24 protein-coding genes are annotated in these 24,641 nt (G+C 71.8%); 14 read left to right on the top strand and 10 right to left on the bottom strand.

The window, feature by feature from the left end:
* Nucleotides 1-122 precede the first annotated feature (122 nt).
* A complete protein-coding gene (gene abc-f / locus HD593_RS58625) occupies nucleotides 123-1,925 on the bottom strand; it encodes a ribosomal protection-like ABC-F family protein (protein ID WP_185111435.1) in 1,803 nt (600 codons plus the stop codon).
* Between the two features lie 145 nt (nucleotides 1,926-2,070).
* On the bottom strand, nucleotides 2,071-2,946 hold the full coding sequence (locus tag HD593_RS58620; protein WP_185111434.1) for a dihydrodipicolinate synthase family protein: 876 nt from the start codon (nucleotides 2,944-2,946) through the stop codon (nucleotides 2,071-2,073).
* Between the two features lie 71 nt (nucleotides 2,947-3,017).
* Between HD593_RS58620 and HD593_RS58615 the strand changes: the two genes are divergently transcribed.
* Nucleotides 3,018-3,887 (top strand): LysR family transcriptional regulator, encoded by an 870-nt coding sequence (locus HD593_RS58615; RefSeq protein WP_185111433.1) that lies wholly within the window; start codon nucleotides 3,018-3,020, stop codon nucleotides 3,885-3,887.
* A 34-nt stretch (nucleotides 3,888-3,921) separates the two neighbouring features.
* Here the strand turns inward: HD593_RS58615 and HD593_RS58610 are convergent, their stop codons facing one another.
* A complete protein-coding gene (locus tag HD593_RS58610; RefSeq protein ID WP_185111432.1) occupies nucleotides 3,922-4,518 on the bottom strand; it encodes a TetR/AcrR family transcriptional regulator in 597 nt (198 codons plus the stop codon).
* Between the two features lie 81 nt (nucleotides 4,519-4,599).
* Here HD593_RS58610 and HD593_RS58605 point away from each other — a divergent pair, with 81 nt between their 5' ends.
* Complete coding sequence (locus tag HD593_RS58605; RefSeq protein ID WP_185111431.1) at nucleotides 4,600-5,553, top strand: quinone oxidoreductase family protein; 954 nt, start codon at nucleotides 4,600-4,602, stop codon at nucleotides 5,551-5,553.
* A 41-nt stretch (nucleotides 5,554-5,594) separates the two neighbouring features.
* Here the strand turns inward: HD593_RS58605 and HD593_RS58600 are convergent, their stop codons facing one another.
* A complete protein-coding gene (locus HD593_RS58600) occupies nucleotides 5,595-6,527 on the bottom strand; it encodes a serine hydrolase domain-containing protein (RefSeq protein ID WP_246549815.1) in 933 nt (310 codons plus the stop codon).
* 249 nt (nucleotides 6,528-6,776) lie between these two features.
* Here HD593_RS58600 and HD593_RS60865 point away from each other — a divergent pair, with 249 nt between their 5' ends.
* Nucleotides 6,777-7,097, top strand: coding sequence for a hypothetical protein (locus tag HD593_RS60865; RefSeq protein WP_221525473.1), 321 nt, complete (start codon nucleotides 6,777-6,779; stop codon nucleotides 7,095-7,097).
* On the opposite strand, the gene HD593_RS58590 is transcribed toward HD593_RS60865, so the two are convergent.
* Nucleotides 7,075-7,584 (bottom strand): flavoprotein, encoded by a 510-nt coding sequence (locus tag HD593_RS58590; RefSeq protein WP_185111429.1) that lies wholly within the window; start codon nucleotides 7,582-7,584, stop codon nucleotides 7,075-7,077. The genes HD593_RS60865 and HD593_RS58590 overlap by 23 nt on opposite strands.
* Before the next feature lie 202 nt (nucleotides 7,585-7,786).
* Between HD593_RS58590 and HD593_RS58585 the strand changes: the two genes are divergently transcribed.
* The 5 genes from HD593_RS58585 (at nucleotide 7,787) to HD593_RS58565 (ending at nucleotide 11,043) form a co-directional block, all read left to right on the top strand.
* Nucleotides 7,787-8,341 carry an RNA polymerase sigma factor gene (locus HD593_RS58585; RefSeq protein WP_185111428.1) on the top strand — a complete coding sequence of 185 codons (555 nt, stop codon included), beginning with the start codon at nucleotides 7,787-7,789 and terminating at the stop codon, nucleotides 8,339-8,341.
* Entirely contained in the window at nucleotides 8,334-8,639 is a 306-nt protein-coding gene (locus HD593_RS58580) for a hypothetical protein (protein ID WP_185111427.1), read from the top strand. The genes HD593_RS58585 and HD593_RS58580 overlap by 8 nt, the downstream gene beginning before the upstream one ends.
* Nucleotides 8,640-8,696: 57 nt before the next feature.
* The gene (locus HD593_RS58575) at nucleotides 8,697-9,677 is read left to right on the top strand and encodes a polyprenyl synthetase family protein (RefSeq protein WP_185111426.1); all 981 of its coding nucleotides are present in this window, start codon (nucleotides 8,697-8,699) and stop codon (nucleotides 9,675-9,677) included.
* 85 nt (nucleotides 9,678-9,762) lie between these two features.
* Entirely contained in the window at nucleotides 9,763-10,434 is a 672-nt protein-coding gene (locus tag HD593_RS58570; RefSeq protein WP_185111425.1) for a hypothetical protein, read from the top strand.
* 51 nt (nucleotides 10,435-10,485) lie between these two features.
* Entirely contained in the window at nucleotides 10,486-11,043 is a 558-nt protein-coding gene (locus HD593_RS58565) for a thymidylate synthase family protein (protein ID WP_185111424.1), read from the top strand.
* Here HD593_RS58565 and HD593_RS58560 read toward each other — a convergent pair.
* The gene (locus HD593_RS58560) at nucleotides 11,038-12,474 is read right to left on the bottom strand and encodes an MFS transporter (protein ID WP_185111423.1); all 1,437 of its coding nucleotides are present in this window, start codon (nucleotides 12,472-12,474) and stop codon (nucleotides 11,038-11,040) included. The genes HD593_RS58565 and HD593_RS58560 overlap by 6 nt on opposite strands.
* A 48-nt stretch (nucleotides 12,475-12,522) precedes the next feature.
* A complete protein-coding gene (locus HD593_RS58555) occupies nucleotides 12,523-13,230 on the bottom strand; it encodes a class I SAM-dependent methyltransferase (RefSeq protein ID WP_185111422.1) in 708 nt (235 codons plus the stop codon).
* Between the two features lie 127 nt (nucleotides 13,231-13,357).
* On the opposite strand from HD593_RS58555, the gene HD593_RS58550 reads away from it, so the two are divergent.
* The 3 genes from HD593_RS58550 (at nucleotide 13,358) to HD593_RS58540 (ending at nucleotide 16,261) form a co-directional block, all read left to right on the top strand.
* Nucleotides 13,358-14,734 carry an LCP family protein gene (locus HD593_RS58550; RefSeq protein WP_185111421.1) on the top strand — a complete coding sequence of 459 codons (1,377 nt, stop codon included), beginning with the start codon at nucleotides 13,358-13,360 and terminating at the stop codon, nucleotides 14,732-14,734.
* Between the two features lie 111 nt (nucleotides 14,735-14,845).
* The gene (locus HD593_RS58545) at nucleotides 14,846-15,775 is read left to right on the top strand and encodes an ATP-binding protein (protein WP_185111420.1); all 930 of its coding nucleotides are present in this window, start codon (nucleotides 14,846-14,848) and stop codon (nucleotides 15,773-15,775) included.
* 99 nt (nucleotides 15,776-15,874) lie between these two features.
* On the top strand, nucleotides 15,875-16,261 hold the full coding sequence (locus HD593_RS58540) for an SCO5389 family protein (RefSeq protein ID WP_185111419.1): 387 nt from the start codon (nucleotides 15,875-15,877) through the stop codon (nucleotides 16,259-16,261).
* A gap of 48 nt (nucleotides 16,262-16,309) precedes the next feature.
* Here HD593_RS58540 and HD593_RS58535 read toward each other — a convergent pair whose 3' ends face one another.
* The 3 genes from HD593_RS58535 to HD593_RS58525 form a co-directional block, all read right to left on the bottom strand.
* Nucleotides 16,310-17,281, bottom strand: coding sequence for an LLM class flavin-dependent oxidoreductase (locus tag HD593_RS58535; protein ID WP_185111418.1), 972 nt, complete (start codon nucleotides 17,279-17,281; stop codon nucleotides 16,310-16,312).
* 61 nt (nucleotides 17,282-17,342) lie between these two features.
* Nucleotides 17,343-18,014 (bottom strand): ribonuclease HII, encoded by a 672-nt coding sequence (locus HD593_RS58530; RefSeq protein ID WP_185111417.1) that lies wholly within the window; start codon nucleotides 18,012-18,014, stop codon nucleotides 17,343-17,345.
* Nucleotides 18,015-18,048: 34 nt separating this feature from the next.
* Nucleotides 18,049-19,071 (bottom strand): LysR family transcriptional regulator, encoded by a 1,023-nt coding sequence (locus HD593_RS58525; protein WP_246547322.1) that lies wholly within the window; start codon nucleotides 19,069-19,071, stop codon nucleotides 18,049-18,051.
* 79 nt (nucleotides 19,072-19,150) lie between these two features.
* On the opposite strand from HD593_RS58525, the gene HD593_RS58520 reads away from it, so the two are divergent.
* The 3 genes from HD593_RS58520 (at nucleotide 19,151) to HD593_RS58510 (ending at nucleotide 24,513) form a co-directional block, all read left to right on the top strand.
* Nucleotides 19,151-20,437: a pyridoxal phosphate-dependent aminotransferase gene (locus tag HD593_RS58520; RefSeq protein ID WP_185111416.1), complete on the top strand. Its 1,287-nt coding sequence runs from the start codon at nucleotides 19,151-19,153 to the stop codon at nucleotides 20,435-20,437.
* A 164-nt stretch (nucleotides 20,438-20,601) separates the two neighbouring features.
* Nucleotides 20,602-21,246, top strand: a complete 645-nt coding sequence (locus tag HD593_RS58515) for a GNAT family N-acetyltransferase (RefSeq protein ID WP_185111415.1) — start codon at nucleotides 20,602-20,604, stop codon at nucleotides 21,244-21,246.
* A gap of 258 nt (nucleotides 21,247-21,504) precedes the next feature.
* A complete protein-coding gene (locus tag HD593_RS58510; protein ID WP_185111414.1) occupies nucleotides 21,505-24,513 on the top strand; it encodes an AfsR/SARP family transcriptional regulator in 3,009 nt (1,002 codons plus the stop codon).
* Nucleotides 24,514-24,641 lie beyond the last annotated feature (128 nt).

Raw genomic sequence — 24,641 nt, 5'->3', positions numbered from 1 at the left:
TGCCGGACGGCAGGCGCTCGCATGGCCGCGCGGGTGCTCCGGCAAGCGTTCGCGGGTGGCCGCGCCGGCCCCACTGGCAGGCGCTCGCGTGTGACCCCCGCCCACCGGTGTGGGAGCGGGGGTCACACGGCTGTGCCCGCGTGCAGCTCCAGGTGGGAGCCGGTGAAGGCGGCACGCATGCGCCGGTCGTGGGTGACGATCACCAGCGCGCCCTCGTACGAGGTCAGCGCCTCCTCCAGCTGCTCGACGAGCTGCGGCGACAGGTGGTTCGTCGGCTCGTCGAGCAGCAGCAGGTCCACGGGCTCGCTGACCAGGCGGGCCAGCTCGATCCTGCGGCGCTGCCCGTACGACAGCTCGCCCAGGCGCAGCCGCAGGTCCGAGGGCCGGAACAGGCCCAGGGCCAGCAGCGCGTCCGCGTGCTCGTCGGGCGAGCCCGGCCGGCCGGCGGCGTAGGCCGCCAGCACGGTCCGGTCCGGCGGCCCGGCGGGCTCGTCCTGCCTGAGGTGGCCGATCCGGCCCGCTCGCCTGACGGTACCCGCGTCCGGCTGGAGCTCTCCGGCCAGTACGCGTATGAGCGTGGTCTTGCCCGCGCCGTTCGGGCCCGTGACGAGCAGCCGCTCGCCAGAGCGCACGGTGAGGGCGTCCAGCCGCAGCCGACTCCCCACGCGCACCCCGTCAAGCACGGCCACCGCACCACTCACCGCGCTGCCCATCGTGCCGCCCACCGCGCCGTCCGCCTTGTTCGCGGCGAAGGCGGGCGTGAAGCGGAGCGGGTCGGGTGGCCGGGGTGCGGGGTTGTCCGTGAGCCACCGCATGCGCTGCTGCGACTGCCGGACACGCCCGGCCGCGCCGTGCGTGCGCGAGCGGGCCCGCCAGGCGCCGGTGCCCATGCCCGCCTTGGCCATCTTGCGCGGGATGGCGGCCATGCGTCCGGCGTTCGCGGCGACCAGCCCGGAGTGCCGGGCCAGCTCCTGCTTCCACTCCTCGTACGCCCGCAGCCGCGCCGCCCGTTCCGCGGCCTTGGCCACGAGGTAGCCGGAGTACCCGTCGCCGTAACGGCGTACGTGCCCCTCGGCGACCTCCAGGATCGTGGCGGTCACCCGTTCCAGGAACACCCGGTCGTGCGTGATCGCCACCACGGTGCCCCGGTGGGCGCGCAGCCGCTGTTCGAGCCAGGCCACGGCCCGGTCGTCCAGGTCGTTGGTCGGCTCGTCGAGCAGCAGCAGCTCGGGGTCGGCCGCCAGGGTGGCGGCCAGGGCGAGGCGGGAACGTTCGCCGCCGGACAGCGTGCCGACCGGGCGCGCCCGGTCCAGCCCCGGCAGCCCGAGCCCGTGCAGCGCGGCGTCCACCCGCACGTCGGCCTCGTAACCGCCGCGCGCCTCGAACTCCGCCACCAGCCGGGCGTAGACCGCCGCAGGCACGTCGGCCTGCCCTTCGCGCCCCACGCCCGCTCCGGGGTTCGGCCTGGCCGACCCGCGCTCGGCGGAGCCTGCCGACCCGTCCTCGGCGAGCCCTGCCAGCGCGTCCTCGGCGGACCTCGCCAACGCGTCCTCGGCGGGCTCTGCCAGCGCGTCCTCGGCGGGCTCTGCCAGCGCGTGCTCGGCGGCCCGCATCCGCGCCTCCAGCTCGCGCAGCTCGGCCAGCGCCAAATCGATGACGTCCGCCACCGTCGCGTGCCGCGGCAGCTCCAGGGACTGCGGCAGGTAACCCACCCCGCCGGGCGCGACGACCGTGACCTCGCCGTTGTCGGCCCGCTCGACGCCCGCCATGAGCCTGAGCAGCGTGGACTTGCCCGCCCCGTTGTCCCCGATCACCCCGATCCGCTCGCCGGGTCTGACGGTGAAGGACACGCGGTCCAGGACGACGCGGGTGTCGTAACGCTTGGTGATCTCGGCGAATGCCAGTTGGGCAGCAGCAGTACGCATAAAGGGCCCACCCCCTCTTCTCGGCTCGGAACATGACCGGTGCGAGGCGGCACGGCGGAGCGGTCAGCTCGACGCGGGTGCGGCCTCTGGCGCGAGAATCACAGGGAACCCATATCGGTCGCAGACGTTATCCCCTGATCCGGCTTCACGTCCACCCCATATTTCCGCCTAGGGCTCGCGACACCGCCTCGGCACTGGCGGGCACGAGCGGCAGGCGTACGTCCGGAGTGGGGATCAGGCCGCGGGCGTGCAGCACGCCCTTGAGCACGGTCGGGTTCGGCTCGGTGAACAACGACGCGGACAGCCGGGCCAGCCGGTGCCCGAGCGGCCTGGCCCGGGCGACGTCCCCCGCGTGCCAGGCCTCGGCCAGCTCCACGAAGCCACCGGTCTCGACGTGCGCCGAGGCCAGGATGCCGCCCGCTGCCCCCAGCGCGAGCATCGGCGAGACGAACACGTCGTCCCCGCACAACACCTCGAACCCCTCGGGCAGGTCCGCGAGCAGCTCGACCGTCTCCTGGGTGATGCCGCCGGCCGCGTACTTCACCCCCGCGATCATCGGGTGCGCGCCGAGCTCGCGCAGCGTGGCGGCGCCGACGGCCTGCCCGGTCCGGTACGGGATGTGGTAGATCACCAGCGGTACCGGCGTCTCCTCGGCCAGCGCCGCGAAGTGCGCGACGACCCCGCGCTCGCCGGGCCGCAGGAAGGACGGGACCGTCACCAGCGCCGCCCCCACCGTGGGCGGCAGCTCCCGCAGCGCCCTGGCCGTGGAGCGGGTGTCGCCGCCGGTCACCCCGACGGTCAGCAGCGCCTGCCGCTCGGCGCATAGCCGCGCGCACGCCTCGATCACCCGCGCCCGTTCCGCGGGGTCGAGCGCCGCCACCTCGCCGGTGGTGCCCAGGGCCACCAGGCCGGCGGCGCCCTGGTCCAGCACCTGCCGGCCGAGCTTCTCGATCGTGTCCACGGCCACCTCGCCCGACTCGTCGAACGGCGTGACCAGCGGTACGTGGATTCCTCTCAGCATGCTTCGAGCTTGGCCGACGGCAACCCGTTAGCACCAGCGCGGATCTCTACGTTCGAGCTTAAGCTGAGCTTATGCTCGACCCACGCAAGCTGCACCTCCTGCGCGAACTCGCCAGGCGCGGCACGATCGCCGCGGTCGCCGAGGCGGTCACGTTCACGCCGTCGGCCGTCTCCCAGCAGCTCAGCGCGCTGGAACGGGAGGCCGGCGTGCCGCTGCTCGAACGCACGGGGCGCACGGTCACGCTGACATCCGCCGGGCTGCTGCTCGTCGAGCACGCCCAAGCCGTGCTGGAGCAGCTCGAACGCGCCTCGGCGGCGCTCGCCGCCGCCCGGGGCGGGCCGTCGGGGCCGCTGCGGATCGGCGCGTTCCCCACGGCGGCCCGCGTGCTGCTGCCGCCCGCCCTCGCCGGGCTGACCGGCGCCCACCCCGGGCTGGAGCCGATGGTGGCCGAGATCGACCCGGCGCACGTCTCGGCGGCGCTGCGCGCGGGGGAGCTGGACGTGGCGCTGGTGCACGAGTACGACTTCGTCCCGCCGGTCACCGACGCGTCGATCGAGACGGAGCCGCTGTTCAGCGAGCCGATGTACCTCACGGACCGGCCCTCGATCGCCGCCGCCAGGAGCGACGCGTGGATCACCAACAAGCCCGGCACGCTCTGCCACACGATGGCGATCAGGGCCTGCCAGGCGGCGGGGTTCGAGCCGGTCGTACGGCACCATCTCGACGACTTCGACACCGTGCTCGCCTTCGCCGCGGCCGGCCAGGGCGTCGCGCTCGTCCCCCACCTGGCGGCCACCGACCCGCCGCACGGCGTCCGGCTCACCCGCCTGCCGCTGAGCCGCCGCACGCTGGCGGCGTTCAGGAGGGGGAACGGCGGCCACCCGGCGATCGCCGCGGCCGTGACGGCCTTCCGCACGGCCGTCACCCACCTCCCACTCTGAACAGCACCACCTCTGAACAGCACCACTGCGGCGGTCAGCGGCCTCCCGCGCTGAACAGCGCTCTGACCAGTTCGGCGAAGCTCGCCGCCAGCCGTTCGTGCTCCCCCGCCCGCAGCTGGCTCGCGATCGGCTCCATGTGCAGGGTGCCGAGCAGCATGTGGGCGATCTCCTCGGCGTCCACGCCGGGCCGCCCCTCGGCGATCAGCCCGGACACGTGCCGATGCCAGGACACGTAGATCGGGTTGCTCTCCCTGCGTTCCTCGGCGGCGCCCTTCCTGGTCGCCATGGCGTGCTCGTGCGCCGCCATGAGGTTCCCGTTGCGCGCCCCCAGCTCGGCAACCCGGGTCAGGAACGCGACCAGCCGCTCCACCGGCTCCGCGCCGGGCCCGAGCGGCGGCGGACCCTCAGCCACGGCCTGCTCCAGCTCGCGGGCCCGCTCGGCCATGAGCTCGCGCATGAGCCCGGTCCGGCTGCCGAACCGGTGGAAGACCGTCCCCTTGCCCACGCCGGCGGCCGCCGCGACGCGTTCGACGGAGACCTGCTCGGGCGGGTGGCGCCGCAACAGCTCCTCGGCCGCCCGCAGGATGGCCTGCCTGTTGCGGGCGGCGTCGGCCCGCTCTCGACGTTCCATCCGGCAATTCTTTCCCATGGACAACTTGACCACTGGTCCATATATTAAGTGGACCATTGGTCAAGTTAATCGGGAGCAACCATGCGCGCGATCGTCCTGACAGCCACGGGAGAGCCGGACAACCTGCAGCTCAGCGACCTCCCCCGCCCGCGACCCGGAGCCGGGCAGATCCTGGTCCGTGCCCGCGCCATCGGCGTCAGCTACGCCGAGACCCAGATCCGCGCGGGCGCGCTCCCGTTCCCGCTGCCGCTGCCCGCCGTGATCGGCGCGGAGGTGGCGGGCGAGGTCGTCGAGGTGGGCGAGGGCGTGCCCGGGCAGCTGATCGGCAACATGCTGGTGGGGGTGACGGGCGGGCTCGGCGCGTACGCCGAGTACGTGCTGCTCCCCGCCGCCATGGCCTGCCCGGTGCCGGACGGCCTGACCCCCGAACAGGCACTGGCGGGAGCCGCCCCCGGCGCGCTGGCACTCGCCCTGCTGCACAAGGCGGCCCTGTCCGGCGGGGGAACGGTGCTGGTCGAGGCCGGCGCCAGCTCGGTCGGGGCGTACCTGGTGCGCCACGCCAAGGAGTTCGGCGCCGGCCACGTGATCGCCACGGCGGGAACGCCCGCCAAGCGCGAACGGGCCGCCGAGCTGGGCGCGGACACCGTGCTCGACCACAACACCCCCGGCTGGCCCGCCGGCCTGCCGGACGTGGACGTGGCCTTCGAGGCGATCGGCGGCGCATCGGCCGGGCAGGTGCTCGGCCACCTCACCCCCGGCACCGGCCGCATGCTCTACTACGGCCTGCTGAGCGGCGAGCAGGCCGCCGTCACCGCCGCCGACCTGATGACCCGAGGCGTGACCGTGACCGGCTGCAGCGGCCCCGCCTGGGCCGCGCAGGTCTTCGGCACGCACTACCCCGAGATGCTGGCCAGGCTCGCCTCGGGCCGCAGCGAGGCACACGTCGCCCGCACGCTCCCCCTGGAGCGGGCCGCCGACGCCCACCGCCTCCTGGAGAGCCGAACGGTGACGGGCCGCGTCCTGCTCACCCCCTGAGCACGGCCCACGTGGCCCGCGTCCTGCTCACCCCCCAGCATTCAGCCCGCGAGTACGGCGTCCAGCACGGCCTGCGAGCTGCCGATCCCCTTGTCGTACTCGCCGGCCGTCACCGCCACGACCAGCCCCTCGTCCGGCACCACGACGAGCCGCTGCCCGCCGTTCCCGATCCCCTCGGCCCGCCGCCGCTCGCCGTTCCCGAGGTACCACTGGTAGCCGTAGCTGCCGCCACCCTCCATCACCACGCGGGGCCGCAACATCTCCTCGATCCAGTCGCCGGGCACGATGCCCCGGCCGCCGTCGAGCACGAGCTGCCCGACGGCGGCCAGATCGACCGGCCGCAGCCGCAGCCCGGACGCCGCCCTCGTGACCCCGTCGTCCCCCATGGACCACTCGTGGGCCGGGAAACCCAGCGGCTCGAACAGCCTGGCCGCCGCGTACTCCGCCAGCGTCCGCCCGGTGCCCCGCGTGATGAGCTCGCCGATCAGCGCCGTGGCGCCGCCGCAGTAGTGCCACCGCTTGCCCGCCTCCTCCACGACAGGCCGCTCCAGCACGTACCGGTGCCGGTCGGGCGCGAGCTCCATCGCGATCTCGCTGTTGGCGGGGTCGGTGTAGGGCAGCTGCTCGTCCCACTCCAGCCCGAGGGTCATGGTCAGGGCGTGCTCGATGGTGAGATGTTCCCGCCCCTGGATCCCGTACTCGGGGAACTGCCGCATCAGCGGCGCCCCCGGCTCCGGCACCAGCCCCTCGCCCAGCGCGATGCCGTACACGAGGGCCACCACGCTCTTGGACACGGACCTGAGGTCGTGCAGCGTGTCCCGGTCGAACTCCACGTGCCCGAGCGGCACGTTCAGCGCGTGATCGTCGCCGGCGCCGTACCGCTCCAGCACGACCTCCCCGCCGCGCACCACCACGAGCCCGTGCACGTGAGGCGCCTCGCCCCCGCGCAGGACCGCATCGACCCGCTCGGCCATTCCCACGATGTACCTCCTCCGAAGTCGGCACATCCTGGCATAGGGCCTCACACGGTGTCAGACGCAACCGGGCCAAGTAAGACTGGATCTAAGTAAGAAAGAGTCTTAGTAAGCGCCCCACTATGTTGAGCTGAGCGGCGCGTCGGAAAATCCCGCCTGGTCCAGGAGTTCTGCGATCGCTCGGGGCTTCCGTATGTTGTCTTCCAGGCCTCCCGTGGCCGTGCCCCCGCCGCCGAGCGCCATGATTTCGTGCAAGCCGTCGCCTGCGCCGCTCTCCCCGGCGCCGAGCTGGTTCGTGGCACCCGCCCGCAGGACTGGAACGAGGCGCTGCGAGCGCTTGCCAAGGGGCCGGTCGCCGGGCACATCTACTTCGTGGGATCGATCGAGTGGCTCGACAACCGCCCGTTCGACCGCCACGACTACGACGAACTCGTCCGCGACGCCCCCTTCGTACCGGGGGCCGCCCTCGACACGCCGAAAATCGCCGCATCGAGGGCGGGCGCGGAGCCCGGCCTTTCCCTGGACGGGCTCTGGCGCCCCGAGGACCTCATCGCCGCCTGGACGGCCTGACGCCCAGCTCCGCCAGCGCCCGCGCCCACGGGTCGTCCCCCGGGTCCAGCACCACCCGGACCCCGTCGGCACGCAGGTCCTCGATACTGCGGCGATACGGCGTCCGCGAGGCCAGCGCGTCGTTGACGAACGGCAGCACGACCACCGGGATGCCCAGCCCGGGCGCCTCCGCCAGCACTCCCAGGGCGTAGGTGTCGGTGATGCCCTGGGCGAACTTGTTGATCGTGTTGAACGTGGCGGGCGCCACGATCATGGCGTCGGCCCTGGGCGGTTTCGGCTCGTGCGGCTTGCGGTAGCGGGTGCGTACGGGCCGTCCCGTCTGGCGTTCCAGCTCGGCCGCGTCGATGAAGTCCAGCGCGGACGGGGTGGCCACGAGCTGCACGACCCACCCCTCGGCCTGGGCCAGGGTGACGAGCCGGCCGACCTCGGCCGCCGTTTCCGCGGCGCTGACGACGACGTAGAGGACCTGGCCGGATGATGCGGTCACGCGATGCACTCCTCAGGGATAGTTCACTGAAATCAAGGATCCCCTCAGGCGAATCCTCCGCGACGGTGGGCGCCTCTCATAAGTGCTGAATCGGAACACAGGGAGGTTGTCGTGTCAGTTACCGCCATCGTCGCCGCCGTCGCCGTCGCGGCCGTGCTCGTCTGCGCCTGCGTCGTGGCGCTGCGCAGGAGGGGGCGTTCGCGTGGGTGAGACCGCCTGGCCGGGCGAGCGGCTGATCGTCGCGGCGCAGCGGGGCGACGTCGAGTCGATCTCCGCGCTGGTGTCCGGCTCGCATCCGCACGTACGCCGCTTCGCCCGCACGTTGTGCGCCACGCCCGAGGACGCGGAGGACGCCGCGCAGGAGGCACTGATCATCCTGTACCGGAAGATCGGCACGTTGCGGGCCACGGGCGCGCTGGCGTCGTGGATGTTCCGCATCGTGCGCAACGAGTGCCTGCGCCGGGCCCGCCTGTCGCTGCGGCAGCCGTCCGCTCTGGCCGGCGAGACGCGGGAGCGGTCGGCCGAGGACGAGGTCATCCGGCGGCTGGAGGCCGACAGGGTGGCGGCGGCCGTCGCCGCGCTCCCCGCCGACCAGCGGAACGTGCTGATCATGCGCGACATCCAGGGGCTGAGCGGCCGGATGGTGGCCGGGGCGCTGGGCCTCAGCGTCGCGGCCATGAAGTCGCGGCTGCACCGCGCCCGCGCGGCGGTGCACCGCTCGCTGGAGAGCGCATCCCCGGGAGGCCAGGATGGCTGAGGGCCGGAGCTTCGCGAGCGCGTCCCTGCCGCGGCACCTGCTGCGCGGCGTGGCCGGGTTCGGCGCGCTGATCGGCTCGGTGGCGCTGATCCCGGTGTTCGGCCTGGTGAGCCTGGTGCTCGCCCCGCTCGGCCTGCTCGCCCTGCGCGGCTGCCCGACGTGCTGGGCGATCGGCCTGGTGCAGACCGTCTCGCTGGGCCGGTTACGACGGCAGTGCGCGGACGGCCGGTGCGAGCTCACCCGAGCACCGGGAGCCCGAACGGCGGTGAATGTCCGCACCCGCCGAAGGGCACGCTGAGAGACCCCTCAGCGTTTCTCAGGTGCGGCACAGCGGCCGGGACGCAGGCTGGACGGCATGGATCAACTACTGCGCAACCCGGCCATCGCCGCCGGGCTGGCCAAGGTGGAAGCCAGGATCCGGCGGCTGAGCGGCTCGTCCGCGCTGCCCGCCATCAACGCGGGCGCCGGACGCGTCGTCTCGGCGGGCGGCAAGCGCCTGCGTCCGGCCATGACGCTGGCCACCTCGCTCGCCCTCGGCAAGACCCCCGACCGCCGCGTGATCACGGCCGCCGCCTGCGTCGAGCTCGTCCACGCCGGCTCGCTGGTGCACGACGACCTGATGGACGGGGCCACGGAACGCCGGGGCGCCAGGACGCTCAACGCCGAGCTGGGCGACGGCAAGGCGCTGGTGATCGGGGACTTCATGCTGGCCAGGGCCGGGCTGGCGGCGATCACGCACGTGTCGAGGCCGGTGGCGGAGGTGCTGGCGGCGACGGTGGTGGAGCTGGCGGAGGGCCAGTTCCTGGAGACCGCCACCCTGTTCGACGCGGCGCGTACGCGGGAGAGCGCCCTGAGATCCATCACCGGCAAGACGGCCGCGCTCTTCCGGGCGGGTTGCCTGATGGCGGCGGTGTGCGCGCACGCGCCGGCCGAGGACAGGGCGCGGATGGCGACGTACGGGGAGAAGTTCGGCCTGATCTTCCAGGTGCTGGACGACCTGCTGGACCTGACCGCCACCAGCGAGCAGCTCGGCAAGCCGGCGGGGAACGACCTGCGGCAGGGCGTCTACAGCCTGCCCCTGCTCATGTCGGGCCTCGACCTGGGCGAGCTGCCCGGCAGAGGCATCACCGACGAGCAGGTGGCGGAGGTGCTGCGCAGGGTGCGGGCGAGCCGCATGACGGCCGAGACGATCGCGTACTGCCGGGGCCTGGCGGCCGACGCGGTGGCCGCCCTGCCGGTGATCCACGACCGCGAGATGGCCGGCCTGCTGTACGGTCTCCCGTCGGCGTACATCGACCATGCGGAGCGCTTGACTCACCTGACTTCGGTGAGTTGAGATTTGTTGGAACAATTGGTAGGAATCTCGGCCCATTCCCGAAAAATGCGCTCATACTGGAGCTACAGCAACCAGGAGCGCGCTCATGAGGAAGAGCCCCCAGCGCATGGTCCAGGAGGACGACCTGGCGCCGAGCCAGTTCCTCCAGCTTGCCGCGGTGGACTTCAACGGTGTCTACGCCGTCCACCTCGCCGCCAAGGAGGAGCGGCTGAAGATGACCAGGCTCTCCCTGAGCCTGCTGTCGGGGCCGTTCTTCGCCGCCATCGCGCTGGCCAGCGCCAAGGTGGTCGACCCGCAGAGCCTCACCAGGTGGCAGGCCGTGCCGTGGTACCTGTTCGCCCTGGTCGTCGCGTTCGGCGTGCTGAGCGTGCTGCCGTACCTGCGCCTCATCGAGGCCGTCAACGCGCACGCCCGCACCGCCCGCGCGATCAACAACTTCCGGCTGCTGTACTCCACGAAACTCAGGGACGACCTCGACTGGAGCCCTAACCTGCCGGTCGATCCGCGCTTCCCCGAGACCTACGCACCGCTCGCCTGGCCGGGTGTCAACGTCATGGTGCTCGCCACGGTCAACTCGACCTACCTGACCGTCGGCGTCACCGGCCTCAGCGGGCAGGAGCCGAACCTGCTCCTGCTCGTGACCGGCATCCTGCTCGTCGCGCTGGTGCACTACGGCGTCTACTACGTCCGCTGCAACGTCAGCAGACGGCGCCGGCTTCCTCGCAACCCGTACCGCATTTCCAATATGGAGGGATAAATGCCCGGCCCAGCAGAATGGGCGTCGTGTGGGGAGGCGTGGATCAGATTGATGCGCCATGTATGGTCGGCGGGCACTCTCGCCGACGACGATCGGGGTCCGGTCATCGAGGCGCCGTCCGTGTTGTTCGAGATCGCGCGGGTCAGCGGGGACGACCCGATCATCGCGCGGTACGGCGACACGGACCGGCTGGCGCTCTACCGCAGGAAGTTCAGCGAGCAGACGGTGGTGCCGCCGTTCAAGTACAGCTACGGGGCGAGGATCGGCGGCCAGCTCGGATGGGCGGCGGACCTGCTGCGGGTCAAGCCGTACAGCAAGAGCGCGTGGATCTCGCTGACCGCGCCCGGCGAGGGGTATGACGCGGTGCCGTGCCTGGTCGGGCTGGCGTTCCGGGTCAGGGAACGCGCGCTCGTCATGACGGCGACCTTCCGCTCCCAGAACGCCTACACCAGCTACCTCAACTACCTGCCGCTCGCCGACGTGCACGCGGCGATGGCCGCGAAACTGGAGGTGGAACGGGGACCGATGCGGGTGTTCGTGGACGTGCCACACCTGTACCTGTCCGACAGCCCGCGGGTGTTCCCCGTCATGTGGCGGCCCCTCTCATGAGGCACTGCTCGCGGTGGAGAGCGGGGCCGCGATGGCCTCCAGTCCCTTGCGCTCGGCCTTGACCCCGAGGATCAGCTCGACCAGCCCGGCCACGATCATGATGATCGCGCCGATGCTGAACGCGAGCGCCGTGTCCCCTGGCACCCCGCTCTCCACCAGCGAGGAGAACACCAGCGGCCCCGCGATGCCGCCTGCCGCCGTGCCGATCGCGAAGAAGAACGCGATGGCCATCGCCCGGGTCTCCATCGGGAAGATCTCGCTGACCGTCAGATAGGCCGAGCTGGCCCCGGCCGAGGCCACGAACAGCACGACCGACCAGCACGCGGTCAGCGTGACCGCGGTGAGCAGGCCCTGGTTGAACAGCCAGGCCGTGCCCAGCAGGAGCAGCCCGGACCCGATGTACGTGGCCGAGATCATGGGGATCCTGCCCACGGTGTCGAAGAGGTGGCCGAGCAGCAGGGGGCCGAGGAAGTTCCCGATCGCGATGACGGCGAAGTAGTAGCCCGTGTGCGTGTCGATCTGGAAGAACGTGGACAGGATCTGCGCGTACCCGAAGGTGATCGCGTTGTAGAGGAACGCCTGCCCGATGAAGAGCGAGAGCCCCAGCACCGTGCGCTTGGGGTAGAGGGCCACCATCGTGTGCGCGATCCGGACGAACCCGATCGACTTGCGCTGGTGAATGGTGATCGACTGCTCGGGCTCCGCCAGGCGGTCCCTGCCGACCTGGTCCTCGATGTCGTCCACCAGCCGCTCGGCCTCGCGGTCCCTGCCGTGGATGAACAGCCAGCGCGGGCTCTCCGGCACGTGCCGCCGTACGAGGAGGATGGCCAGGCCCAGCACCACGCCCAGGCCGAACGCGACCCGCCAGCCGATGTTGACCGGCAGATCGTTCAGCAGCGGCACGGTCAGCAGCGCGCCGCCCGCCGCGCCGAGCCAGTAGCTGCCGTTGATGATGATGTCGATGCGCCCCCGGTGCCGGCTCGGGATGAGCTCGTCGATGGCGGAGTTGATGGCGGCGTACTCGCCGCCGATCCCGAACCCGGTCATGAACCTGAACAGGAAGAACCACCACGCGCTGAACGAGAACGCGGTCAGCAGCGTCGCCACCAGGTACACGACCAGCGTGATGATGAACAGCTTCTTCCTGCCGAACCGGTCGGTCAGCCAGCCGAAGAACAGCGCCCCCGAGCAGGCTCCGGCCACGTAGAGCGCCGCGGCCACACCGGCGACCTGCGCCTGGGTGATGTCCAGGCCGCTGCCCGGCTTGGCGAGCTGCGCCGACAGGTTCCCGACGATGGTGACCTCGAGCCCGTCGAGGATCCAGACGGTGCCGAGCCCGATGACGATCATCCAGTGCCAGCGTGACCACGGGAGCCGGTCCAGCCGCGCGGGCACCTTGGTGGTGACGGTGCCGGTTTCCACGTCGCTCATAGGCTCCTTCGGATACCCGGCGAGCGGCGGGCAAACGCTTACAACCCGCTACCCGGCGGGCTTTCTGGCCTCCAGGATCCAGGTGGCGAACCAGGGGCCGCCGTACCAGAACCGCCAGCCCGCGTCCCGCCGCCGCACGTCCACCACGCCGAGCCGGCGCAGCGTCTCCTCGTAGGCGGGGGTGTGCCGGAAGTCGGCGATCAGCATCAGCCCGCCCGGCCGCAGCACCCGGTACGCCTCCCGCACGGCCTGCTCGCGCCCCTCGGCGGCGCGGAGATCGTGCAGGGCCTGGCTCGACACCACCACGTCGAACGCCTCGTCGCCGAACGGCAGGTCCCGCAGGTCACCGGTGACCAGCTCCACCCGGTCCGAGACCCCTTCCGCCTCGGCGTTCGCCCTGGTCACCGACTCGGTGCGGCCCAGGTCGACGCCGGTCGCCCGGCCCTTGCCCAGCAGCCCTGCCGCGAGCAGCAGCACCGCTCCCCTGCCGCAGCCCAGGTCGAGCAGCCGCTCGTCGCCGCGCAGCCGCTGGAGCTCCGCCGCCCAGACCGCGAACTTGCCGCGCCGCGTCGTGTAGAGGTAGCTCGCCGCGCTGGCCAGCGTGTAGAGCGCGCCGAACAGGAACGCGAGACCGGCGGCGAGGATGTCGAGCGCGAAGGAGACCGCCGCCAGGCCCGCCAGCACGATCGCGCCGAGGACCAGACCGGGCGGCGCCCAGGGCGCGTCGAACCCGTAGCTGCCGTGTCGCTTGCTCACATTCACGTCATATCTCAAGGTGGTCTTGACGGGCATTTGACCGAAGCATTCCCTTACGTACCGCCTATCACGCACATCACCTGACTAGGGTCACGTGGATGGGTACACAATGGGGGTTCGACCAGGCATGACGGGAGAAGATCGACGTTTCGGCCTGGGGGCGAGCATCGCGCTCACGCTGGCCTCGGCCCTGTTGTGGGGCGTCGCGCACCTGGCCGCGGAGCGCCGCAAGACCGGCCTGGCGCTCATGGCCGCCTACGTGGTGATGCTGGCCGCCGCGCTGACCGTCTTCACCGCCTTCAGCACCCACCTCCTGTCGCTGGCCGTCCAGCCCCGCTGGCTCATCTGGCTCACGGTGTCGCTGGTGGCGATTGCGCTGCTGTGGACCGGGGTGATCATCTGGTCGTTCCTGCTGGTGCGCCCCGCCCGCGCCGACACCGTCGGCCGCTTCCTGACCACCACCCTGGCCATCGCGCTGTGCGCGCTCGTCCTGGCGCCCACGGTGTACGCGACACGGCTGGCGTACCTGTCGCGGGACGTCGTCAACACCCTGTTCTCCCCCACCAACACCGCCACCCCCGTCCTGTCGCAGGACCCCTGGAACGGGGCCGAGCGGGTGAACTTCCTGCTCCTCGGCGGCGACTCGGCGCCGAGCCGGCCGGGCGTGCGCACCGACAGCATGACCGTGGCCAGCGTGGACGTGCAGACGGGCGACACCGTCCTGTTCGGCCTGCCGCGCAACCTCCAGCAGGTCCAGCTCCCCGAGGGCCCGGCCAGGGAGCTCTTCCCGTTCGGCTTCACCGGCGGCGGCCCCGACACCCCCGGCCTGCTCAACGAGGTCTTCCAGTACGCCGAGGACCACCCGGAGCTGGTGCCCGGCGCGGAGAAGGGCCGGCGCGGCCCCACCCTCATCAAGCAGACCGTCTCCGACATCCTCGGCATCCCCGTGAGCTACTACGCCATGGTCGACATGAAGGGCTTCGCGGAGATCATCGACGCGATGGGCGGCGTCCAGGTCACCATCAAGGAGCCCATCGTGTACGGCCGCCGCCGCGAGGGCCTCCTGCCCGCCGGCACCCGCAAGCTGTCCGGCGAGGAAGCCCTCTGGTACGGCCGCTCGCGCACCGACAGCGACGACTACGTGCGCATGGGACGCCAGAAATGCCTGCTCAACGCCGTGGCCAAGCAGGCGGACCCGATCACCGTGCTCAACAGCTTCGAACGCCTGGCCGCCGCCACCAAGCGCGCCATCTCCACCGACCTGCCGCAGGACCTGCTGCCCGCGGTCGTGGACCTGTCCCAGAAGGTGAAGAACGCCAAGCTGCGCAGCCTCAACTTCGTCCCGCCGCTGATCAACACCGCCGACCCGGACTGGTACCTCATCCGCCGCAAGGTCTCCGACTCCCTGGAGGAGCCCGCCTCCACCAAGACCGCCCCGGCCCACAGCCCGTCCACCACCCCTGGCGCCGACACTCCGGTCAACCTGGACGCCACCTGCGCCTGACCGCGCCTCTCCAACTCCCACGGATCGAAACAGCCCCGGCCGAACGCGGGCTGTGGCATGATGGTGACCGTCCCGAACGGAAACGATTTTCATCCTCACCAGGAGCAGACCGTGAGAGTGGCGTTCGTCGGAAAGGGCGGCAGCGGCAAGACGACGATGTCGGCCCTGTTCGCCAGGCACGTGGCAGCCCAGGGCGCCCCCGTGGTGGCCATGGACGCCGACATCAACCAGCACCTGGCCCTGGTGCTCGGCCTGGACAGGCAGCCGGAGCCCCTCGGCGCCCACCTGACCGAGATCAAGGACCGCCTGCGCGGCACCAACCCCCGCATCCCGTCGGCCGACGTCATGGTCAAGACCACCCCGCCCGGCAGCGGCTCCACGCTCCTGCGCTTCGAGGACCTGGCCACCGACCCGTACGGCCTGACCACCCCCGACGGCCTCCGCCTGCTCGCCACGGGCCCGTTCAGCGAGGACGACCTGGGCGTCGCCTGCTACCACTCGAAGGTCGGCGCGGTGGAGCTGCTGCTCAACCACCTGATCGACGGCCACGGCGAGTACGTCGTGGTCGACATGACCGCCGGAGCCGACTCCTTCGCTTCCGGCCTGTTCACCCGCTTCGACCTGACGTTCCTGGTGGCCGAGCCCACCCGGCAGGGCGTCAGCGTCTACCGGCAGTACCGCGAGTACGCCGCCAGATACGACGTGGCCCTGGCGGTGGTCGGCAACAAGGTGCACGGCCAGTCCGACGTCGACTTCCTGCGCGAGCACGTGGGCGACGACCTGCTCACCTGGATGGAGCACTCGGCGGCCGTCCGCGCCATGGAGCAGGGCCGCCACTTCACGCTCGACGACCTGGAGCCGGCCAACTCCGACGCGCTGGCGCTGCTCCGCAAGACCCTCGACGAGCAGGAGAAGGACTGGGCCCGCTTCGGCCGCCAGACCGTGGAGTTCCACCTGCGCAACGCCCGCGCGTGGGCCAACGAGCGCACCGGCGCCGACCTCGCCGAGCAGGTCGACCCCGGCTTCGTGTACGGGCCCTGACGAGGTTGTCAAGCACACACGACTGTTCCCGCAAGGATCCTGGAGCGCTTCACTCCGGTGACCTAGCGTCAAGGTGAACCCCCTTCGAGAGGAGACAGCATGTCGCTGACCGTTCCGAACGATCTGCTCGACCAGGCCAGAGCCGGTGAGGTGGACGACGCGGCGTTCCTCGCCTGCGTCCGCGACTCACTGCCCTACGCGTGGTCGCTGATCAGCGAGCTGGTCAAGCAGCGTGAGCACAGCGGGGCCGAGTTCGCCGACAACGAGGTGCCGCCGCCGTCCGAGGAGGCCCGCGGCCAGCTCCTGCGCTGCCTGGCGAGCGACTCCATGCGTGGCGCGCTGGAGCGCCACTACGGTGTGCGCCTGGCCTTCCAGAACTGCCACCGGGTGGCCGTCTTCGACCCGGCGGCGACGAAGGCGCTGGCCGACTTCGTCACCCCGCGCGCTCAGATCCTCAACCAGAAGCCGGAGCTCGTCGACTGCTGAGCCTCCGTCCGGTGAGCCGGGCGCGAGCCCGGCTCACCCTCGGCGCGATCAGCGCAGCAGGGGCAGCACCTCGGCGCCGAACCTCCTGATGTTCGCCAGCGTCCGCTCGTGCTCCCCCAGCCCCTCCACGAGCAGGACGAAGTGCTCGATCCCGGTGTTCTCCGCCGTACGCAGCAACGTCTCGGCACAGTGCGCGGCGGACCCCACCGGGTGGATCCTCGTCAGCAGGTCCACGTACTCATCGGCGTCCCGCACCTTGCGCGGCCGATCGTCCACCGGCACGTACCCGGCCAGCCCGGGCCCCAGCCAGGCGGGCATCGCCGCCTTCAGCTCGCGTACCGCCTCCTCCGTCGAGTCGGCCACGTACGCCAGCCCCGCCGCCACGTGCCCGGCCCCCGTCCCGCCGCCGTACCGCTTGACCAGGGCGGCCTTGTCGTCGTCCCCGATGTGCAGCCCCAGCAGCATGGGCAGCCCGCGCGCGGCGGCCAGCTCGACCGTCCCCTCGGAGGTGCACGCGACCACCGGCCGCATCCGCGCCGGCGGCACCATCGGCACCTCCCGGAAGCGGAAGAACTCCCCGTCGGCCGACACGGGCCCGCCCGACAGGGCCTCGACCAGCAGGTCGAGCGATTCGGCGAAGCCGTGCTCGTACCGCTCCAGCCCGGTCCCGAACACCTCCAGGTCCACCCACGGCCCGCCCCTGCCGACGCCGAGCGTGAACCGCCCGCCGGACAGGTGGTGCAACATGGCGGCCTGCTCGGCCAGCGCCACCGGGTGCTGCGTGGACAGCACGCTCACGGCCGTGCCGAGCCCGATGCGCGTGGTCCTGCCTATCGCGACCGCGGCCAGCGTCGCGGGCGACGGGCACACGCCGTACGGCATGAAGTGGTGCTCGGCGATCCACGCGTCGTCGAACCCGGCCTCCTCGGCCGCGACGATCCACTCGACCGCGTTCGTGAGCACCCGCCCAGGCTCCTGCCCGGGGAACAGCCCGGCGACGACAAAGATCCCGATCCGCATTCCCCGTATGATGACCGATCCCCGGCGGGCTCGCGGCCGTCACGCGCGGCCCTTGACCGGACTAGGCGAAAAGAGTTTCCTGCCCCTCGCACGCCAGCGGATCACGGTGATGCTTGAGATGCCGCCATTGGGGCAGATCGTCAAGGTATGACCATGAAAGCCGGTGATGTGGGGTCGGCCCCAGCCGGGCGAGCGCCTCCTGATGCACGGGCGACGGGTATCCGGCGTTCTCCGCGAAGCCGTACTCCTCGCAGCCGATCGTCGCCATGTACGCATCGCGCCGCACCTTGGCCAGCACGGAGGCGGCGGCCACCGAGATGCTCGCCGCGTCGCCCTTGACCTCCAGCCGCACCGGCCACGGCGCGCCGATGTAGTCGTGCTTGCCGTCGAGGATCACCGCGTCGGGCCGGACGGGGAGCGACTCCAGCGCCCTGCGCGCGGCCCTGCGCAGCGCCTCGGTCATGCCGAGCGTGTCGACCTCCTGGTGAGTGGCCTCGCCGAAGCCGATGCCGGCCGCCCACGTGGCCAGCTCGGCGGCCAGCGGCCCCCGCTTGGCCTCGGAGACCTGCTTGGAGTCGGTCAGCCCGGCCGGCGGCTCGCTCAGGTCGGTGACGACCGCGCAGACCGTGACGGGCCCGGCCCACGCGCCGCGGCCCACCTCGTCGACACCCGCGACCGTGCGGATGCTGGGCTGGGAGAGCAGGAGCTGCTCGATGTCGTACGTCGGCGCCATAGGCGCAGACGTTATCGCGTCGGGACCGGAGGTTTCACTCCCCGAAGGAGCGGCCCACCACGTCGCTCGCCGAGCGCACCGGATCGCGCAGCAGCTCCTCGCCGGCCGGCCCGCTGTCGCGGGTCCGCTCGGCGGGACGCACGGGGTCCAGATCGGCCGCCAGGTAACGCGCGGCCACGTGGATGGCCCGCAGCGTCACCGACACCGACGGCCGGTGCACGCTGGAGCCGCGTGCCACGGCGTGCACGTCGCGCCCGACGGGGTTGCCGGGGAACTGCCGCACGGCCAGGCCGCGCACCCCGGCGGCCAGCGCGAGCGCGGGCACGGCCGCGATGCCGATGCCCTTGGCGACCAGCGAGAGGATGGTTCCCAGTCCTTCGAACTCCCACGGCGTCGGGCGGGTGCCGCCCACGTCCACCAGCAGACGGTCCACCGCCAGCCGCGAGGGCTCGCCGTCGGGCGTGGCCATCCACGGCTCGTCGCGCAGCTCGCGCAGGTCGACCGGCACCTCCGGGTCGGCCAGGCGGTGCTTGCGCGGCACCACCAGCACGAGGGGGTCGCGCAGCAGCGGGAAGACGCGAAGGGTCTCGCTGTCGCGCACGCCGCCGTACCAGTCGTCCACGAGCGCGATGTCGACCTCGCCGGACTGCACCTCGCGCATGCCGCGCCCCGACCTGCTCTGGCCCAGCCGGAGCGTCAGCTCGGTGTGGCGGCGCAGCGAGCGGGCCAGCGCCGGCGCGAACGCCACCGCCGCCGTCGGGAAGGCGGTCACCACGACGCGCCCCGCGGGCGTGCCCGCGTGCGCGGACAGGTCGGACTCCGCCTCCTCCACCATCGAAAGGATGCGCTCGGCATGCAGGACCAGCCGCCGGCCCGCGTCGGTCAGCTCGGCGCTGCGCGCCGTCCTGTCGATCAGGGCCGTGCCGGTCTCGCGTTCGAGCGCGGCCAGTTGCTGGGAGACCGCCGACGGGCTGTAGCCGAGCGACTCGGCCGTCGCCGCGATACTTCCCTTCCTGGCGAACTCGCAGATCAGGACCAACCGCCGCAATTCGAGCATCAGACTTCCTTATGCCTACCCACAAAAAGGGTCGCTTGTGCTGATGCCTTCATCCAACCACCCTGGGAACGTGACAAACATGACCGTTACCTTGTCCGCCACTCTGGCGGCGAATGAGGACATCGAGCGAAGACGACGCGCCGGGGAACGCGTGCTGCACCTGGCCTTCGGTGAGGCCGGTCTGCCCGTCCACCCGGCGCTGCGCGACAGGCTGGCCGCCGCCTCGGAACGCAACGGCTACGGGCCGGTCGCGGGGGCGTCCGGGCTTCGGGCCGCGGCAGCGGGCTACTGGACACGACGGGGGCTCGTCACCGACCCCGAGCAGGTCGTCAGCGGACCGGGCAGCAAGTCGCTGCTGTACGGCCTGCTCCTGGCGATCGGCGGAGACATCGTCCTGCCCATGCCCAGCTGGGTCAGCTACGCCGCGCAGGCCGATCTGGTCGGCTCGCGTCCCCTCCTGGTGCCCGCACCACCAGGAGAGGGCGGGGTGCCGGATCCGGATCTGGTGACCGCCGAGGTCGTCAGGGCCAGGGCGCAGGGCAGGACGGTCAGCTCGATCCTGGTGACGCTGCCCGACAACCCGACGGGACGGCTGGCCTCGCCGGCCACCGTCGCCCGCCTGGTGCAGGTGGCCAGGGCGCTCGATCTGACGATCATCTCCGACGAGATCTACCGGGACCTCGTGCACGACCCGGCTCTGCCGTACACCTCGCCGGCCGATCTGGCGCCCGAGCGCACGATCATCACCACCGGGCTGAGCAAGAGCCTGGCGCTGGGCGGCTGGCGGATCGGCGTGGCCAGGCTGCCGGAGAGCGGCCACCTGCTGCGTACCCGCCTGCTCGCCGTGGCCAGCGAGATCTGGTCGGCGCCCGCGGCGCCCGTGCAGGAGGCCGCCGCCTACGCCTTCGGCGACCCGCCCGAGCTGACCGAGCGCGTCATCCGCAGCCGCCGGCTGCACGGCCTGGTCGCGCGGGCGGTGTACGAGAGGTTCGTCGAGGCCGGGGCCGACGTCCCCGAGCCCCAGGGCGGCTTCTACCTCTATCCCGACCTCGGTCACCTACGGCTCGGCGGCTCCGCCGAGATCACCAAGCTCCTGCTGGAGGAGCACGGCATCGGCGTCCTGCCGGGGCACGCCTTCGGCGACGACCCCTCGGCCGCCCGGGTGCGCGTCGCGGTGAGCCTGCTCTACGGCGACTCTCCGGACGAGCGCCTGACCGCCCTGAACAGCCCGGATCCGCTCCGGCTGCCGTGGATCGCGGACAATCTCGACTTCCTCTCGACGGGTCTGCGAGAGCTGTCGGCGAGCCACCGCGGCGTGGCACCTGGACCGCGTCGCGCGCTCGTTCCCGCGCCCTGCGCGGGCTAGGGTCCGGCCAGGGTCACGGTTAGGCGAATCTTTCCCCAAGAGCGGGTTTACCATCCCCCAAAAGGGGCCTCTGACCTGCGGAAACTCCGTGGGTGAAAAACCGGCGGAAAGTTGGCCCGCACGGCCTGGTTACGTGCACGTCGGGCAACCCTCATCATGTGCTCATGCCCGCTCTTGTCACCCTGTCCGGGCGCCTCGTGCGCCTGGAGCCTCTCAGCCTCGCGGCGGTCGATGACCTCGTCGCCGCGGCGAGTGAAGACCGCTCCACCTACACCTTCACTCGCGTCCCGAACGGCCGGGACGAGGTTGTCTCCTACGTGGAGGCCGCCATGGCTGAGCAGGCGGAGGGCCGCACGATGCCCTTCGCCATCCGGTGGCTGAACACCGACCGCGTGGTCGGTGCCACCCGTCTCATGCACCTGGAGTACTGGCAGGGCCCCATGCCCTGGCCTCCGGGTACACGCGGTGCGGTGGGCGACGTTCCGTCCGTGGCCGACATCGGTTACACCTGGCTGGGCGCGAGCGCCCAAGGTACGGGTGCCAACCGGGAGAGCAAGTTCCTCCTGCTCTCGCACGCCTTCGAGACCTGGAACGTCCACCGCATCACCTTGAAGGCAGACGTACGCAACACCAGATCCCGGGCCGCCATCGAGGCACTCGGCGCACACTTCGACGGGGTGCGGCGAGCGGATAGCCGAGGCGCCGACAACACGGTCCGAGATACCGCGTTCTACTCGATCCTGAACTCCGAATGGCCGCTCGTACGCGAGCGGCTGCTGATGAGGCTCGGACTGGTCGAGGCAGCCTGAAAACCGTTCACCGACGGCCCCGCCCGACATTGGAGGGCGGGGCCGGTATTTTTTCCGGTCCGCGCAGCCTCTACATGACACACGCCCCCGCGATGCGTATCACGTGTGGCTCCGACCCTCAGCATCCGGGGACGGGCTCAAAACCGGATTAACGACGGATCAACGCACAGATGAACGATCTGCCCGAACCTAGGTGACGAGCAGTGATGGATCTATCATTTGGTAACAAATCGTTCCATTGGCTTGGAGACAGACGGCATGGCTGGTCAGAGCGTTGAGAGCGGGCTGCGGTTCGCCGTGCTCGGTCCTGTCCGCGCGTGGCGTGATGGCCAGGAACTCGACCTGGGCACCCCGCTGCAGCGTTCCATCCTCGGCATGCTGCTCCTGCGGGAAGGCCACGCGGTCACCCCGAACGAGATGATCGACGCGGTGTGGGGCGAGGAGGCCCCGCCGCGGGCCCTGGGCGCGCTGCGCACGTACGTCTCCAGGCTGCGCACCGTGCTCGAACCCGACAGGCCCGCCCGCTCCCGCCCCGAGCTGCTCACCTCGATCGGCCGCGGCTACGCGCTGCGCCTGCCTGAGGACTCCCTCGACCTGACCCGCTTCGAGCGCGGCATCCAGCAGGCCGAGGCCGCCCGCAAGGCCGGCAAACCGGCCGAGTGCGCCCGCGCCCTGCGGGCCGCGCTGGCCCTGTTCGAGGGCGAGCCGCTGGCCGGCACCGTCGGCCCCTACTCCGAGCACCAGCGCGACCGCCTGGTCGAGCGGCGTATCAGCGTCGTCGAGACGCTCATGGACGTGGACCTGGAGCTCGGCAACCACGCCAAGATCGTCTCCGAGCTGATCGCGCTCACCGCCGACCACCCGCTGCGCGAGCGGCTGCGCGCCCAGCTCATGCTGGCCCTGTACCGCTGCGGCCGGCAGGGCGACGCGCTCAACGTCTTCACCGAGACGCGCGAGGCGCTCATCGACGAGCTGGGCATCGAGCCGGGCCCGGAACTGTCCGCGCTGCACCAGCGCATCCTGGCCGCCGACCCCACGCTCGCCGCGGCGGAGGTCCCCCAGGAGGAGGAGCCGGCGGGCGAGGAGGAGCAGCAGCAGCCGGCGCTGGAGCTGCCGCGCCCCGCCCAGCTCCCGGCCGCCGTCAGCGACTTCACCGGCCGCAAGGAGATCGCGGTTCGCCTGCGCACCCTCCTGTCGGCCCAGCCGGCGGCCGAGGGCGTGCCCATCGCGGCCATCTCCGGCATCGGCGGCGTCGGCAAGACCACGCTGGCCGTGCACGTGGCGCACCTGGTGGACGACGTCTTCCCCGACGGCCAGCTCTACGCCGACCTGCGCGGCTACACCGACCAGGCCCTCGCGCCCGAGTCGGCGCTCGGCGGCTTCCTGCGCGCGCTCGGCGTGCCGCCGGACGTCATCCCCGACGCCCCCGCGGAACGCTCCGCCCTCTACCGCTCCATCCTGGCCGAGCGCCGCATCCTGGTGCTGCTGGACAACGCCCGCGACGCCGCCCAGGTCAGCCCGCTGCTGCCGGGCACGCCCGGATGCGCCGCCATCGTCACCAGCCGGGGCAAGCTGGCCGACCTGCCGTCGGCCAAGCTCGTGGATCTCGACGTGATGGAGCCGGACGAGGCGCTGTCGCTGTTCTCCTCGGTCGCCGGCGCCGAGCGGGTCGCCGCCGAGCACGGCGCGGCCATGGACGTGGTGGCCGCGTGCGGCTTCCTGCCCCTGGCCGTACGCATCGTCGCCTCCCGGCTCGCCGCCCGGCCCTCGTGGACGGTCGCCTCGCTGGTGCCCAGGCTGGCCGACGAGCAGCGCCGCCTCGACGAGCTGCGAGTGGGCAACCTGGCCGTGGAGGCCACGTTCGCCCTCGGGTACGGCCAGCTCACCTCCGTCCAGGCCCGCGCCTTCCGGCTGCTGTCGCTGCCCAACGGGCCCGACATCTCCGTCGGGGCCGCCTCCGCCGTGCTGTCGATGAGCATGTTCGAGGCGGAGGAGGTGCTGGAGTCGCTGGTGGACGCCAGCCTGCTGGAGGCGCCCGCGCCGGGCCGCTACCGCTTCCACGACCTGCTCAAGCTGTTCGCCCGCCGGGCGCTGGACAGGGGCGAGCGGCCCCAGGCCCGTACGATGGCGCTGCGCCGCCTGCTCGGCTTCTACCTGGCCTCGGCCCAGTCGGCGCACACCCTGGCCTACGAGGGCAGCATGATCCCCGCCAACCTCGTGGTCGTCGGCAGCGGGCTCACCTTCACCAGCGTGGACGAGGCCGTGGCCTGGCTGATCTCCGAGGGCGACTCGCTGTTCGCGGCCATCGACCAGGCCGCCGCGACGGCCCGTACCGCCGAGCAGCTGCTGCCCGCCGCGGACCTGCTGGTGGCGATGGAGCCGCTGCTGGAGGCGGGCACGCACACGCGCGAGTTCGACCGCGGCACCAAGGCCGTGCTGGCCACCGCGCAGCGCAACGCCGACCAGGGCAGCGAGCTGCGCGCCCGCTACGTGCAGGGCCGGGTGCTGTTCGCGGACAACCGGCTCAAGGACGCCGAGCAGCACTTCAGGATCGTGCACGAGCTGTCGCGGGCCCGCCAGGAGAAGATCGTCACCGGCGAGGTGCTGAACGCCCTGGCCGTCGTCGTCGGCCGCCAGCGCCGCCACACCGAGGCGCTGTCGCTGTTCGAGGCCGCCACGCGGTGGTACCGCGAGAACGGCGTGCCGGCCGGCGAGGCGCTGGTCCTCAGCTACTCGGCCCGCGACCACCTGGGCCTGGGCCGTCCCGAGGACGCGATCGCGGCGGCGGAGAAGGGCCTGGCCATCTTCACCGAGATCGGCAGCGGCGCCGGCACCGCCCGTGCCCGCTACCACCTCGGCATCGTCCTGAGCAGGGTGGGCCGCCTCACCGAGGCCGTGCACCACCATGCCGAGTGCCTGGCCTTCTTCCGCGCCAGCAAGCAGCGCGTCTGGGAGCAACGGGTGTGCTCCCGGCTGGCCGAGACGTTCATCGCCGCCGAGCGGTATCCCGACGCCGTCCGCCACGCCGAGCAGGCGCTGGTGGTCTCCCGCGAGATCGGCCACCCGTACGGCGAGGCGCTCTCGCTCACCGTGCTGGGCAGGGCGCTGCGCGGTCTCGGCAGCACGACGAGAAGCCTGGACTGCCTACGGCAGGCCTTCGACATCTTCTCCAGGCTCGGCGCTCCCGAGGCCGGGGATCTCAAGGTCCTGCTCGACAGCATCGCCACTCCCGAACCCGCCGGCGATGGGCCCGTCGTCGAGTCCTGAGTACAGCTCGTCGTCCAGACGTGTCATCCACACATGGTTGATCAAGGCTGTCCCTAGGAAATCGGATGTGTTCAGCCCGGCCGGTCATCCTGACCGTCGCGCGTCGCTAGGGGGCCCGGTTATCCGGA

The sequence above is a fragment of the Nonomuraea rubra genome (assembly GCF_014207985.1).
GTDB classification, from domain to species: Bacteria; Actinomycetota; Actinomycetes; order Streptosporangiales; family Streptosporangiaceae; genus Nonomuraea; species Nonomuraea rubra.
This window is presented reverse-complemented; position numbering and strand designations above follow the sequence as displayed.